Raw genomic sequence first — 13,095 nt, forward strand, 5'->3', positions numbered from 1 at the left:
GGTGCCGCTGCGCCCACCCGTGCCGCCCCTGGCGGCACGATTGCCCGCAGTGACGCGGCTTCGCCGGCCCCCGGCGCCACGCGCACGCCCCCACGCACCCGCAGTCGCGTACGCACGGAAGGGTCCGTGTCGGTACGTCTCTGCCCGTCGCGTAGCAGGCCCCCAGCCAAGCTTGGCCATGCTCGACCCCGGGCAGTACGCCCACGCGGCGACGGGCAAGACGTACCGACACGGACCCGACCCACCCACCGCCCCCCCTGCGACACGACCCAAGGCGCCCCCGCCAGCAAAACGCGGATTTTGTCTGATTAGCGCGTATCGTCGCCGCATGCCCACGCCATACGGATCCCGCGGCGGCATGGCGTTCGGTGCGGAGGAGCTGCGTGTGCTCCGTCGCGCTCTCGCCCTCGCCCTCCACCCCAGCCCCGCCTCGGCCGAGGACGTCCAGGACTGTCTCCGTCTCGCCGAGTCCGTCGACGAGGCGACCCGCGAGGGGGCCAGGCTCCGGGCCTTTCTGCTGGCCGACCTCACCCGCTACCGGGCGGCCCTGCCCGGCACCGCCGCCGGCTACCTCGCCCTCCTGGAGGAAGTCCTCGGCAACGGCTACCGGCCGAACCCCGACGACCTCGCCGCGCTCCGCGCCCTGCGCGGCAACCCCGCCGCCGCAGCCCTCCTGTACCGCTGCCGCACCCTCGCCGAGCAGGACGTACGCACCCGCCTCGCAGACCGCGGCCGCGCCACCGCCGCCGTCACCGCCACAGTCCCGGCATCCCGCACCCGTCTGCACGCCCTCCCGGGCGGCCGAGCAGCCGGCGAACCGGCGAAGAAGCCCACGGAAAGGCCCGCGGGAAGGCCCGCCGATCCGGCAGCCCGCCCCCCGGTCAAGACCCCCCGCCCCATCCCCACCCCCGGCGAGGTCTTCCCCCCTCGCCGCAAGCCGACCCCGCCCCCGGCGAACCCGCCGCAGCAACTCGCGGCGGGCTGAGCCGCTCCGGGGAAGTTCAGGCACGTCCCCACGCCGCCCGGCACGGGGAACGCGCCCGCACTTCCCCGGATCCGCTTCGCTACTCTGGATCCATGGACTACGTCTCCGCGCTCGTGCCCCCCGTAGTGATGGCCGTGTTCTTCATCGGCCTGATCGTGACGATCGTGAAGACGCAGGGCGGTGCGAACAAGGCCAAGGAGGACGCGTTCGTCGACGCGGCCCTCGCGAGCGCGGAACACACCCGCCAGGCCTCCCGGGACACCGACACCTGAGATCCGAGCGGCCTCCGAGCGGTCCCGCCCAACCCGGCGTACGACTCATTTTTCCGAGCCGTACGCCCTTTTTGTTCCTGTTTGTCGGTGAAAGCGCACGTCCGCCATGCCATTAGTGACATCTCCCACTATTGTTCTGAGCGTGCCTCGCCCATTGGGAGAACTCGAAGACGCGGTCATGACGCGGGTGTGGAAGTGGAACCGCCCGGTGACCGTTCGAGAAGTCCTGGAAGACCTTCAGCAGGAACGGTCCATCGCGTACACCACGGTGATGACCGTTTTGGACAATCTCCATCAGAAGGGCTGGGTACGCCGCGAGGCGGAAGGCCGGGCCTATCGATATGAGGCGGTCTCCACCAGGGCCGCCTACGCCGCCGCGCTGATGAACGACGCCTGGTCGCAGAGTGACAACCCGGCGGCCGCTCTCGTCGCCTTCTTCGGGATGATGAGTGAGGAACAGCGGCAGGCTCTGACCGACGCCGTACGCATGGTGCAAGGCCCCGAAGCGACCGAAACGCGGGGAACCCCCGATCGCCCCGACGAGAACCCCGCCTCGGTCCGGGACGACACCGGGCGATAGCGTCCGCACATGCCAGCAGAGCATCCCGCAGAGCTTCCGACAGGGCTTCCCGCGGCGCTTCCCGCGGAGCCTCGCGAAGCCACCGCAAAAGCCGTCACCGTCCGCCGGGCCAGGACCGGCGATGTCGCGGCCGTGCGCCGCCTCCTTGACGCGAACGTCCGACGCCGCATCCTGCTCGACAAAGCAACGGTGACGCTTTACGAGGACATCCAGGAGTTCTGGGTCGCGGAACGGGACGACAACGCAGAGGTGGTCGGCTGCGGCGCACTGCACGTGATGTGGGAAGACCTCGCGGAAGTGCGCACTCTCGCGGTGAACCCCGCGCTCAAGGGCGCCGGCGTGGGCCATCAGTTGCTGGAGAAGTTGCTGCAGACAGCCCGTTGGCTCGGTGTTCGCAGGGTTTTCTGTCTGACCTTCGAAGTGGACTTCTTCGCGAAGCACGGCTTCGTGGAGATCGGTGAGACACCCGTTGACACAGACGTCTACGCCGAGCTACTGCGTTCCTATGATGAGGGCGTGGCAGAGTTCCTCGGTCTCGAACGAGTGAAACCGAACACCTTGGGCAACAGTCGGATGCTTCTGCATCTGTGATCGCCGACAGCTATTCCGGCGGAGCTCCATGCCCAGGTTCCCTATGTCCGAAACGCGCACGTTTCCGGTCTTCGCGGAGCAGATGAGTCTCCCCCAGGGGTTTGTGTTTTTCCGGCAAAAGCGGTTTGCTTTCCGACGTACTGCAGTACTGCATATAACAGGGGACGTGAAACAGCGGCTGTCGCCGCAGACCTCGGCCCTCAAGTTATCGATGAAAGGAAATCCGGTGGCACAGAAGGTTCAGGTCCTTCTTGTCGACGACCTCGACGGTGGCGAGGCGGACGAGACCGTGACGTTCGCGCTGGACGGCAAGACGTACGAGATCGATCTCACGACCGCCAATGCGGACAAGCTGCGTGGCCTTCTTGAGCCCTACGTGAAGGGTGGTCGTCGTACCGGAGGCCGCTCTTCGGGTGGACGCGGAAAGGCGCGCGCCGCTTCGGGTGGCAGCCAGGACACCGCGCAGATCCGCGCGTGGGCCAAGGAGAACGGTTACGAGGTCAACGACCGTGGCCGTGTTCCCGCGTCCATTCGCGAGGCCTACGAGAAGGCCAACGGCTGAGCGCTCGCGCTCCGCAGTCGTACCCGATGGCATTGCGTTGCCATCGTGTCCACAAGTCGTACGAGGTCGGGGGCGCCCCCCACGCCCCCAACGGCCGACAGTGTCGGCAGCGAGGGTTCGATCTCGCACCCCGGCTCGGGGGGCCGCAGCCACATGGCGGCCCCCTGCGACCCGGCCTGTGAACCGTCCAGGCCCGGTGGCGGGGGAGCCGCCATGGTTCCGCCCGCGCCGATCCCGCTGAGATCCAGTGCGAGGGAGCCCCACTCCAGCCAGTCGAGCAGCCCCGGCAGTTCGTCCGCGCCGCCCGCCGCCACCAGAACCCGCATCCGGTCTCCGTGGAGGACCACTGGAGAGGCGGGGCCCAGATGCCGCAGCGCCGCGAAGCCCGCCTCCGCCGGTACCTCCAGGACGTCGAAGCGCAGCCCCGTCACCAATTCCACCGGATATCCGGAATTTTCAGGACGACCGGGCACGGTTGCCCAGCCCAGTGCGTTCTCATACCAGTGCCGTACGGGATCGCCCGTGTCGAGCGGCCGACGGGGGAGAGGAACGGTGGGGCTCGTGGGAACCATGACAGGAGCAACAGCGAGAAAGGCCCCGGAGTTACGCTGGGTGTCCCGGTGAATGCGCACAGTGCGGATCTGGGGGGCGTTCAAGAGCGTGGGGCAGCGCAAGGTTGTTCGCCCGTAGCGGAGGGAACCGGTGCGCGCGGCATGGAGTGTCAGTGCGTGCGGGTAAGACATCCCTAGTGGGAGGGGCGACACGCGTGGCTCGGGCATCTCACGTTCGCCATCGGCGTACAGATGGTGAGGGTATCTGCCTGGCCTGCGGGAACATCGTCTCGCACCATCAGGTTGGAGCATATGTCGGCGTTCGGGGTCAGGAGGCTGTGTTGGTTCTCGGTCCGGTGTCGGCAGTTGGAATGAGCGGTCCCCGCTTGCGGGACTAAGCTGCGGAAGGACAGGGAGGGGAGCGTCCCCTTACTGCCTGACCGCTCTGAGGAGCGATTAACGATGTTCGAGAGGTTCACCGACCGCGCGCGGCGGGTTGTCGTCCTGGCTCAGGAAGAAGCCCGGATGCTCAACCACAACTACATCGGCACCGAGCACATCCTCCTGGGCCTGATCCACGAGGGTGAGGGTGTCGCCGCTAAGGCCCTGGAGAGCCTCGGGATTTCGCTCGAGGCGGTCCGCCAGCAGGTGGAGGAGATCATCGGGCAGGGGCAGCAGGCCCCGTCCGGGCACATCCCCTTCACCCCCCGTGCCAAGAAGGTCCTGGAGCTGTCGCTCCGCGAGGCCCTTCAGCTGGGCCACAACTACATCGGCACGGAGCACATCCTGCTCGGCCTGATCCGTGAGGGCGAGGGCGTCGCCGCCCAGGTCCTGGTCAAGCTGGGCGCAGACCTCAACCGGGTGCGGCAGCAGGTCATCCAGCTGCTCTCCGGTTACCAGGGCAAGGAGACCGCCGGCGCCAGTGGTGGTCCTGCCGAGGGCACCCCCTCGACGTCCCTGGTCCTCGACCAGTTCGGCCGGAACCTCACCCAGGCCGCTCGTGAGTCCAAGCTCGACCCGGTCATCGGGCGCGAGAAGGAGATCGAGCGGGTCATGCAGGTGCTGTCCCGTCGTACGAAGAACAACCCGGTCCTCATCGGCGAGCCCGGCGTCGGCAAGACCGCCGTCGTCGAGGGCCTGGCGCAGGCCATCGTCAAGGGCGAGGTGCCCGAGACCCTCAAGGACAAGCACCTCTACACCCTGGACCTCGGCGCGCTGGTCGCCGGCTCCCGCTACCGCGGTGACTTCGAGGAGCGCCTGAAGAAGGTCCTCAAGGAGATCCGCACCCGCGGCGACATCATCCTGTTCATCGACGAGCTGCACACGCTGGTCGGTGCGGGCGCCGCCGAAGGCGCGATCGACGCGGCCTCCATCCTCAAGCCGATGCTGGCGCGAGGCGAGCTGCAGACCATCGGTGCCACGACGCTCGACGAGTACCGCAAGCACCTCGAGAAGGACGCGGCCCTTGAGCGCCGCTTCCAGCCGATCCAGGTGGCGGAGCCTTCCCTCCCCCACACGATCGAGATCCTCAAGGGCCTGCGCGACCGCTACGAGGCGCACCACCGTGTGTCCATCACGGACGAGGCCCTGGTGCAGGCGGCCACGCTCGCCGACCGGTACATCTCCGACCGCTTCCTGCCGGACAAGGCGATCGACCTGATCGACGAGGCCGGTTCCCGGATGCGCATCCGCCGGATGACCGCTCCGCCGGACCTCCGTGAGTTCGACGAGAAGATCGCCGGCGTCCGCCGCGACAAGGAGTCCGCGATCGACTCGCAGGACTTCGAGAAGGCCGCCTCTCTGCGCGACAAGGAGAAGCAGCTGCTGGCCGCCAAGGCCAAGCGGGAGAAGGAGTGGAAGGCCGGCGACATGGACGTCGTCGCCGAGGTCGACGGCGAGCTGATCGCCGAGGTCCTCGCGACCGCGACGGGCATCCCGGTCTTCAAGCTGACCGAGGAGGAGTCGAGCCGCCTGCTGCGCATGGAGGACGAGCTCCACAAGCGGGTCATCGGCCAGAAGGACGCCGTCAAGGCGCTCTCGAAGGCGATCCGCCGTACGCGTGCCGGTCTGAAGGACCCGAAGCGCCCCGGTGGTTCGTTCATCTTCGCGGGCCCGTCCGGTGTCGGTAAGACCGAGCTGAGCAAGGCCCTGGCCGAGTTCCTCTTCGGTGACGAGGACGCGCTGATCTCCCTCGACATGTCGGAGTTCAGCGAGAAGCACACGGTGTCGCGTCTCTTCGGTTCGCCCCCCGGATACGTGGGCTACGAAGAGGGCGGTCAGCTGACCGAGAAGGTCCGCCGCAAGCCGTTCTCCGTCGTCCTGTTCGACGAGGTCGAGAAGGCCCACCCGGACATCTTCAACTCGCTGCTGCAGATCCTGGAGGACGGTCGCCTGACCGACTCCCAGGGCCGGGTCGTGGACTTCAAGAACACGGTCATCATCATGACGACCAACCTCGGCACGCGGGACATCTCCAAGGGCTTCAACCTGGGCTTCGCGGCCTCGGGTGACAAGAAGTCGAACTACGAGCGCATGAAGAACAAGGTCTCGGACGAGCTCAAGCAGCACTTCCGTCCCGAGTTCCTCAACCGCGTCGACGACGTGGTTGTCTTCCCGCAGCTGACGCAGGACGACATCCTCAAGATCGTTGACCTGATGATCGGCAAGGTGGACGAGCGCCTCAAGGACCGGGACATGGGCATCGAGCTCTCCCAGGCCGCCAAGGAGCTGCTGTCCAAGAAGGGCTACGACCCCGTCCTGGGCGCGCGGCCGCTGCGGCGTACGATCCAGCGCGAGATCGAGGACTCGCTCTCCGAGAAGATCCTCTTCGGCGAGCTGCGTCCCGGTCACATCGTGGTCGTGGACACCGAGGGCGAGGGCGAGACCCAGACCTTCACCTTCCGCGGCGAGGAGAAGTCGGCGCTGCCCGACGTCCCGCCGATCGAGCAGGCGGCCGGCGGCGCCGGTCCCAACCTGAGCAAGGAGGCGTGACCTCCGGGTCCGCCTGAGGAACTGAAGGGGCTGCCCCGGGACTTCGGTCCCGGGGCAGCCCCTTTTCCGCAACGCCGTTGATGGGATGCCGTTCATGACGATCCGGGTCGTAGTGGCCGACGACGAAGAACTGCTGCGCACCGGTTTCCGTCTGGTGATCGATTCCTGGGACGACCTGACGGTGGTGGGCGAGGCGGGTGACGGACGGCAGGCGGTGCAGTTGACCCACCGCACGCGGCCGGACGTGGTCCTGATGGACATCCGGATGCCCGGCATGGACGGGATCGAGGCCACCCGGCAGATCGTGGCCTCCGGCAGCACGGCCCGGGTGCTGATGCTGACCACGTTCGACGAGGACGAACACGTGCTGGCGGCGCTGCGGGCGGGCGCCGACGGGTACCTGCTCAAGGAGATGGAGTCCGCCGAGCTCGTCGGGGCGATCCGGGCCGTGGTGCGCGGGGACACGGTGCTCGCGCCGGGCCTGACCCACCGGCTGCTGGAGCGTTTTCTGCGCACGGCGCCGGACGCGCGCCCGACGCCGCCCGCGCTGACCGGCCTGTCCGCGCGCGAGATCGAGGTGCTGACCCTGATCGGGCAGGCGCTGTCCAACACGGAGATCGCCCGCCGGCTGTCCCTGTCCGAGGCCACGGTCAAGCGGCACCTGGCTGCGGTGCTGCGCAAACTGGGGCTGCGGGACCGCGTCCAGGCGGTGGTCGCCGCCTACGACCACGGTCTGGTCCGGCCGCGCGGTCAGTGACCCTCCTCCCCAGGGAGGAGGCGCCGCGCGGGTGATCCTGGCGGCCCATCGCGAAGTGCCCCTTCAGGTCGATCACGGGCGGGCGCCGGCGCCGTAGCGTCGCAGGCATGACGGATGCCCTGCCCCACCGGATGTACCTGCTGGCCTACGACGAGGCGGCGCGCGGCCCCTACGACCGCACCCGGACCGGGTTCCTGGTCCGCGTCGCCGCGCTCGTCGACCTCACCCTGCGCGGCCACCTGACGGAGCGCGAAGGGGCGGTGCGGGTGGCCGAGCCCGGCCCGGTGGGCGATCCGGTCCTGGACGGTGTGCTGGACGAGGTCGCCGCATCCACCCACGGCTGGAAGCACCTGGCGCGGCGCAACAGGACGCAGACACTGCAAGCCGTGGAGGACCGACTTGCGGCACGCGGACAGCTCACCGTCGAGGACGGCCGGATCCCGGTCCTGTCCGGGCGGCACACGACCGTGCGGGACCCGGACGCCGTACGGGCGCTGCGGGCACATGTGACCGCGGTCCTGCGCGCCGCCAATTCGCCGCAGGAGGTCGCCCTGGAGGATGCCGCCCTGGTCGCGCTGGCCGCGGCCGGCCGGATCGGCTCGGTGGTGTCCGGAGAGGACCGGCGCCGACACCGTGCGCGGATCGACGCCCTGACCGGCCGGCTCGGTGAACTCGCGCCGGGCCTGGAGACGGCGGTGCACGGCATGCGCACCACGATGATCGCCGCGCAAGGTGGGATGGGCGGCAGCTGACGCGCCCCGCGCCGGACGCCATTCAAAGAGCCCTGCGCTGACCAGGGTGGACCGGGCATTTCAGCGTAGTGCGCGTCACAGGCGGCAGGGCCCGGATCCCGCCGCCCGGTGACATGACGCACAGGCGATATGTCCGTTACTAAGGCGGGTAGTGGAGGGTGCCGTAAGGGAGGGGCGGGACCCGGTGGAGTGCGGTTAAACCTTGCTTCTGGAAGAAATCGGGCAGATCGCTCCTGGTGGGATGTCTGTCAAGAAGAGGGAAGTTTTAGGATGAACTACGAGCGAACGTCGTAGATCGGTGTTTTGGGGGTCGGCGGGGGTCGGGGTTACCAAGGGATGGTCCATCCGGCGAGTGCCTGGCGCCGGGTGGTTTCTGTGTCCCGTCCCCGTCCCCGTCCTGTCGAGGTCTCCATGTCGAAGCGCGCCACGATCCGCCAGTCCCGTACGTCCCTGCTCCGTACCCGCACCGCCGTGGTGGCCGTCGGGCTGGGAATGTCGGCCGTGCTGGGTGCCGGGGTCGCGACCGCCGCCGACACCTCCCTCGCCGCGAGCGGCACCGACACCGCGGCCACCGCACTGCAGACGCAGGCCGCCGCTCAGGCCAAGGCCGCCGCCCATGCCAAGGTGGCCGCCAAGAAGGCCGCCGCCACGGCGAAGCGTGCTGCCGCCAAGAAGGCCGCCGCCACGGCGAAGCGTGCCGCTGCCAAGAAGGCCGTCTCCTGGGTCGACCCGGTGCGCAAGTACAAGCTCTCCGCGAGCTTCGCGCAGGCCGGCAGCATGTGGTCGTCCACGCACAGCGGCCAGGACTTCGCGGTGGCCACCGGGACCCAGGTCGTCGCCGCGCACGGCGGCACCGTCGTCAAGGCCGGCGGCAACGGCGCCGGTGACGGGTCCGCGTACGGCAACGCCATCGTCATCAGGCACGGCAACGGGACCTACTCGCAGTACGCCCACCTGTCCCGGATCGACGTCAGGGTCGGGCAGGTCGTGGCCACCGGGCAGCACATCGCGCGCTCCGGCAGCACCGGGAACTCCAGCGGGCCGCACCTGCACTTCGAGATCCGTACGACCGCGAACTTCGGGTCCGCCGTCGACCCCGTCGCCTTCCTGCGCGCCAAGGGCGTCACGGTCTGACCCCTGGGTGATCAGGCGCCGCCGTGCGCCTGGGTCACCAGATCGATCGCGACCTCCAGGACCGCCTTGCGCTTGTCCTCGGGGTCGCCTTCGACGTCCTTCAGGACGAACATTCCGGCGTGCATCGTGAAGAGCGCGCTGACGCAGCGGACCTGGTCGGTCAGGGCCGACTCCGGCTCCCTGATGATGTCGAGCATCGCCAGCATGCGGTCCTTGAAGGTCTCGCCGACGCTCAGCTCGCGCACCGTCGCCTGGTTCTCCTGCATGAAGCGGAAGAGCGGGGCCGCACCGGTCAGGGCCTCGCTGTAGCGGCGCAGGACCTCCTGCTTGGTCTCCAGGGTGTGCGGCTGCTGCTTGGCCCAGTCGATCAGTTCGTCCAGCGGCCGTGTCAGGTCCTGGAAGAGGCTGATGAGGATCTCTTCCTTGGTCTTGAAGTGGTAGTAGAGCGCTGCCTTCGTGACGTCGAGGTGCTCCGCGATCTCGCGCAGGGAGGTCTTCTCGTAGCCCTGCTCGGAGAAGAGTTGGAGCGCCACGTCCTGGATGCGCTGGCGGGTGTCCCCTCGCCGCTGCCGCTTGGTGCCGTCCATGGTGCCGCCCATCTTCGTACTCCTCACGCTCCCCGAGAATGCTCGTCGACGGACCGCCGACCGACCGTGGAAACGTACTTGACGCCCGGCTAGTTACGGGTCTATCTTCCCTCAGTGTAGCCAACTAGCCGGGCGGCAAGTAAGTAGCCGGGCGAAGGCAGAAGCAGAGACGCACGGCAGTGCAGACGCACAGCAGTGCAGAAGTACCGCATGTACCTAGGGGAGTGGGAACGATGGCGGACAACACGGGAACGGACGCGGTCGCCGAGACCGCCGCAAAGGAGAAACCAGCGCGCAGTGTGCGCGTCGTGGTCCTCGCGCTGATGATCGCGATGCTGCTGGCCATGCTCGACAACATGATCGTCGGCACCGCGATGCCCACGATCGTGGGCGAGCTGGGCGGCCTGGAGCGCCTGTCGTGGGTGGTCACCGCGTACACGCTCGCGACCGCGGCCTCCACCCCGCTCTGGGGCAAGATCGGTGACATGTACGGGCGCAAGGGCGCCTTCCTCACGTCGATCGTGATCTTCCTGCTCGGGTCCGCGCTCAGCGGCATGGCCCAGAACATGGACGAGCTCATCGGCTTCCGCGCGATCCAGGGGCTCGGCGCCGGCGGTCTGATGGTCGGCGTCATGGCCATCATCGGCGACCTGATCCCGCCGCGGGAGCGCGGCAAGTACCAGGGCATGATGGCCGGCGTGATGGCGCTCGCGATGATCGCCGGACCGCTTGTCGGCGGCACCATCACCGACCACCTCGGCTGGCGCTGGTCGTTCTACATCAACCTGCCGCTGGGCGCCGTGGCGCTGGCCGCCGTCAGTGCCGTACTGCATCTGCCGAAGAAGCGGTCGCAGGCGCGCATCGACTATCTGGGCGCCGGTCTGCTGACCGTCGGCATCACGTCCATCGTGCTCGTCACCACCTGGGGCGGCAGCGAGTACGCCTGGGGCTCCGCCATGATCATGGAGCTCATCGGGATCGGCGTGGCCGCGCTCGTCGGCTTCCTCTTCTGGCAGACCAAGGCCGCCGAGCCGGTCATGCCGCTGCACATCTTCCGCAGCCGCAACTTCTCGCTGATGTCCGTCATCGGCTTCATCACCGGCTTCGTGATGTTCGGCGCCGTACTCTTCCTGCCGCTGTACCAGCAGTCCGTGCAGGGCGCGTCCGCGACCAACTCCGGACTGCTGCTCCTGCCGATGCTCGGCGCGATGCTGGTCACCTCGATGGTCGCGGGCCGGGTCACCACCAACTACGGCAAGTACAAGATCTTCCCGATCGTCGGCGGTGTGCTGATGTCGGTCGGGCTGTTCCTGCTCTCCGAGATGGACACCGACACCACCCGTCTGACGTCGGGGCTCTACATGGCCGTCCTCGGCGCCGGTATGGGCTGCCTGATGCAGGTCACCATGCTGGTCGCGCAGAACAGCGTCGAGATGAAGGACATGGGCGTCGCGTCCTCCTCGACGACCCTGTTCCGCACCCTCGGCTCGTCCTTCGGCGTCGCGATCATGGGCGCGCTGTTCAACAACCGGGTCCAGGACGTGATGAGCGAGCGCGCCGGTGTGCTGGGCTCCAAGATGACCGAGGAGTCCGCACAGCTGGACGCGGCGAGCATGGCCAAGCTCCCCGAGGCGGCCCAGGACGCCTACAAGCACGCGGTGTCCAGCGGCACGCACTCCGCGTTCCTGCTGGGGTCCGTCATCGCGCTGGTCGCGCTGGTCGCCTCGGTGTTCGTCAAGGAGGTCCCGCTGCGGGGCTCCGCTCCGAAGCCGGCGGGGGACGCGGCGGCGGGCGAGTCGCCGTCCAAGGAGACCGAGGCCGTGGCAGGCGCGGTCTGACCTCTGGCAGTACGAAGGCCCCCGGCGTTGTCCGCCCCGGGGGCCTTCTCTCTTTTGCGTCCGGCGTCGAGGCCGGCCGCTGTTCAGCCGCCCGGCCTCGGATTCGGCCGCCGCTCGCCGCCCGACGTAGGCAGCATCGGATAGCTCCCCGTGTTCGTCGGCGCGTGCTCCGGCAGCCACAGGACCGCGACCGCGCCCTCGGCGGGTACGCCGTCCGGGGCGCCCGCCGGCCGCACGTTGCGGAAGGTCAGCCGGGCGCCCAGCACCCGGGCCTGGCCTGCCGCGATGGTGAGCCCCAGCCCGTGGCCGTGGCCCGCGCGGTCGCTGCTGCCCGTGCGGAAGCGGCTCGGGCCGTCGGCGAGGAGCTCCTCGGGGAAGCCGGGACCGTGGTCGCGTACGCGGATCACGCGGCCCTCGACGGAGACCTCGATCGGCGGCTTGCCGTGCCGCGCGGCGTTCGCGAGAAGGTTGAACAGCACGCGCTCCAGGCGCCGCGGGTCCGTCGTGACCTCCGACTCATGAACCACCCGCACCTCGATGGCGGGGTCCTTCGCGGTCACCCGCCGCGCCACGAACTCGCCCAGCATGATGTCCTGCAACTCGGCCCGCTCGGACGCGCCGTCGAGCCGCGCGACCTCCAGGACGTCCTCCACGAGGGTCCGCATGGCCTGCGCCCGGTCCCGTACGAGCTCCGTCGGGCGGCCCGGGGGCAGGAGTTCGGCCGCGGTGAGCAGGCCGGTGACCGGGGTGCGCAGCTCGTGCGCGATGTCGGCGGTGACCCGGCGCTCGGCCTCGATGCGCTGCTGGAGCGCGTCGGCCATCGCGTCCACGGCCCGCGCGAGATCGTCGGTCTCGTCCCGTACGACGCCGCCGATGGCGTCCCGTACGCGGACGTCGGTCTCGCCCTTGGCCACCTGGTTGGCCGCCACCGCGGCCTTGCGCAGCCGCCGGGACAGCTGGCCGCCGATGAGCACACCGAGCGCGCAGCCGCCGAAGACGACCGCGATCGAGCCGATGACCAGCGCCTGGTCGAGGTCGTCCATGACCTTGGCGTTGCGGTCGGTGAACCGTTTGTGCAGCGACAGGACGCGGCCGTCCCGCAGCGGTACCGCCGCCCAGATGTCGGGCGCCCCGCTGTGGCTGTCCGACACATAGGTGGCCCGCCGCCCCTGCGAGACCTTCAACAGCAGGTCCCGCGGAATGGCCGGGTCGTCGATCTTCACGCCGAAGTTCTGGCCGAAGCCGGTCTGCGGGCGGTTGGAGTCGTAGAAGCGCTGCACGACCTGGAGGCGCTCGTTCGCCAGATCGCGCGCGTTGTCGAGCATCGAGACGCGCGCCGCGTTGTGCACGACCAGGCTCAGCGCGACCGCCACCAGCGCACCGACCAGCGCGATCGCCGCGCTGAGCTTCCACCGGATGCCCGTACGGATACCCGAGTGGTCATTGAATCCCGTACGGCCGCCCGGAACCAGGCGCTGAAAAATCCCCCGCATAC

The 13,095-nt window shown here is 68.9% G+C and carries 13 protein-coding genes; 10 read left to right on the forward strand and 3 right to left on the reverse strand.

Annotated features, from left to right (window positions below; genetic code table 11):
* Nucleotides 1–358 precede the first annotated feature (358 nt).
* The 5 genes from ABZS97_RS27340 to ABZS97_RS27360 all read left to right on the forward strand — a co-directional run bounded on the left by ABZS97_RS27340 (nucleotide 359) and on the right by ABZS97_RS27360 (nucleotide 2,990).
* Nucleotides 359–985 carry a hypothetical protein gene (locus ABZS97_RS27340; RefSeq protein WP_356141623.1) on the forward strand — a complete coding sequence of 209 codons (627 nt, stop codon included), beginning with the start codon at nucleotides 359–361 and terminating at the stop codon, nucleotides 983–985.
* Between the two features lie 92 nt (nucleotides 986–1,077).
* Nucleotides 1,078–1,257: a hypothetical protein gene (locus tag ABZS97_RS27345; RefSeq protein WP_356141562.1), complete on the forward strand. Its 180-nt coding sequence runs from the start codon at nucleotides 1,078–1,080 to the stop codon at nucleotides 1,255–1,257.
* A gap of 142 nt (nucleotides 1,258–1,399) precedes the next feature.
* A complete protein-coding gene (locus tag ABZS97_RS27350) occupies nucleotides 1,400–1,837 on the forward strand; it encodes a BlaI/MecI/CopY family transcriptional regulator (RefSeq protein ID WP_356141564.1) in 438 nt (145 codons plus the stop codon).
* Between the two features lie 9 nt (nucleotides 1,838–1,846).
* Complete coding sequence (locus ABZS97_RS27355) at nucleotides 1,847–2,428, forward strand: amino-acid N-acetyltransferase (RefSeq protein ID WP_356141566.1); 582 nt, start codon at nucleotides 1,847–1,849, stop codon at nucleotides 2,426–2,428.
* Between the two features lie 226 nt (nucleotides 2,429–2,654).
* A complete protein-coding gene (locus ABZS97_RS27360; RefSeq protein WP_356141625.1) occupies nucleotides 2,655–2,990 on the forward strand; it encodes an Lsr2 family protein in 336 nt (111 codons plus the stop codon).
* Here the strand turns inward: ABZS97_RS27360 and ABZS97_RS27365 are convergent.
* Entirely contained in the window at nucleotides 2,969–3,562 is a 594-nt protein-coding gene (locus ABZS97_RS27365) for an SCO3374 family protein (RefSeq protein WP_356141568.1), read from the reverse strand. The genes ABZS97_RS27360 and ABZS97_RS27365 overlap by 22 nt on opposite strands.
* Nucleotides 3,563–4,003: 441 nt before the next feature.
* On the opposite strand from ABZS97_RS27365, the gene ABZS97_RS27370 reads away from it, so the two are divergent.
* From ABZS97_RS27370 to ABZS97_RS27385, 4 genes are all read left to right on the forward strand, one after another.
* Nucleotides 4,004–6,532 (forward strand): ATP-dependent Clp protease ATP-binding subunit, encoded by a 2,529-nt coding sequence (locus tag ABZS97_RS27370; RefSeq protein WP_356141570.1) that lies wholly within the window; start codon nucleotides 4,004–4,006, stop codon nucleotides 6,530–6,532.
* 94 nt (nucleotides 6,533–6,626) lie between these two features.
* Complete coding sequence (locus ABZS97_RS27375; RefSeq protein WP_356141573.1) at nucleotides 6,627–7,289, forward strand: response regulator transcription factor; 663 nt, start codon at nucleotides 6,627–6,629, stop codon at nucleotides 7,287–7,289.
* Between the two features lie 107 nt (nucleotides 7,290–7,396).
* Nucleotides 7,397–8,041: a GPP34 family phosphoprotein gene (locus ABZS97_RS27380; RefSeq protein ID WP_356141576.1), complete on the forward strand. Its 645-nt coding sequence runs from the start codon at nucleotides 7,397–7,399 to the stop codon at nucleotides 8,039–8,041.
* Nucleotides 8,042–8,452: 411 nt separating this feature from the next.
* Complete coding sequence (locus ABZS97_RS27385; RefSeq protein WP_356141578.1) at nucleotides 8,453–9,175, forward strand: M23 family metallopeptidase; 723 nt, start codon at nucleotides 8,453–8,455, stop codon at nucleotides 9,173–9,175.
* Between the two features lie 11 nt (nucleotides 9,176–9,186).
* Here the strand turns inward: ABZS97_RS27385 and ABZS97_RS27390 are convergent, their stop codons facing one another.
* On the reverse strand, nucleotides 9,187–9,774 hold the full coding sequence (locus ABZS97_RS27390) for a TetR/AcrR family transcriptional regulator (protein ID WP_356141580.1): 588 nt from the start codon (nucleotides 9,772–9,774) through the stop codon (nucleotides 9,187–9,189).
* Between the two features lie 221 nt (nucleotides 9,775–9,995).
* Here ABZS97_RS27390 and ABZS97_RS27395 point away from each other — a divergent pair, with 221 nt between their 5' ends.
* The gene (locus tag ABZS97_RS27395) at nucleotides 9,996–11,600 is read left to right on the forward strand and encodes an MDR family MFS transporter (protein ID WP_356141582.1); all 1,605 of its coding nucleotides are present in this window, start codon (nucleotides 9,996–9,998) and stop codon (nucleotides 11,598–11,600) included.
* Nucleotides 11,601–11,683: 83 nt separating this feature from the next.
* Here ABZS97_RS27395 and cseC read toward each other — a convergent pair whose 3' ends face one another.
* On the reverse strand, nucleotides 11,684–13,093 hold the full coding sequence (gene cseC, locus ABZS97_RS27400; protein ID WP_356141584.1) for a two-component system sensor histidine kinase CseC: 1,410 nt from the start codon (nucleotides 13,091–13,093) through the stop codon (nucleotides 11,684–11,686).
* Nucleotides 13,094–13,095 lie beyond the last annotated feature (2 nt).

Origin of the sequence: Streptomyces sp. NPDC005485, assembly GCF_040606085.1 — a bacterium.
Classification (GTDB): Bacteria; Actinomycetota; Actinomycetes; order Streptomycetales; family Streptomycetaceae; genus Streptomyces.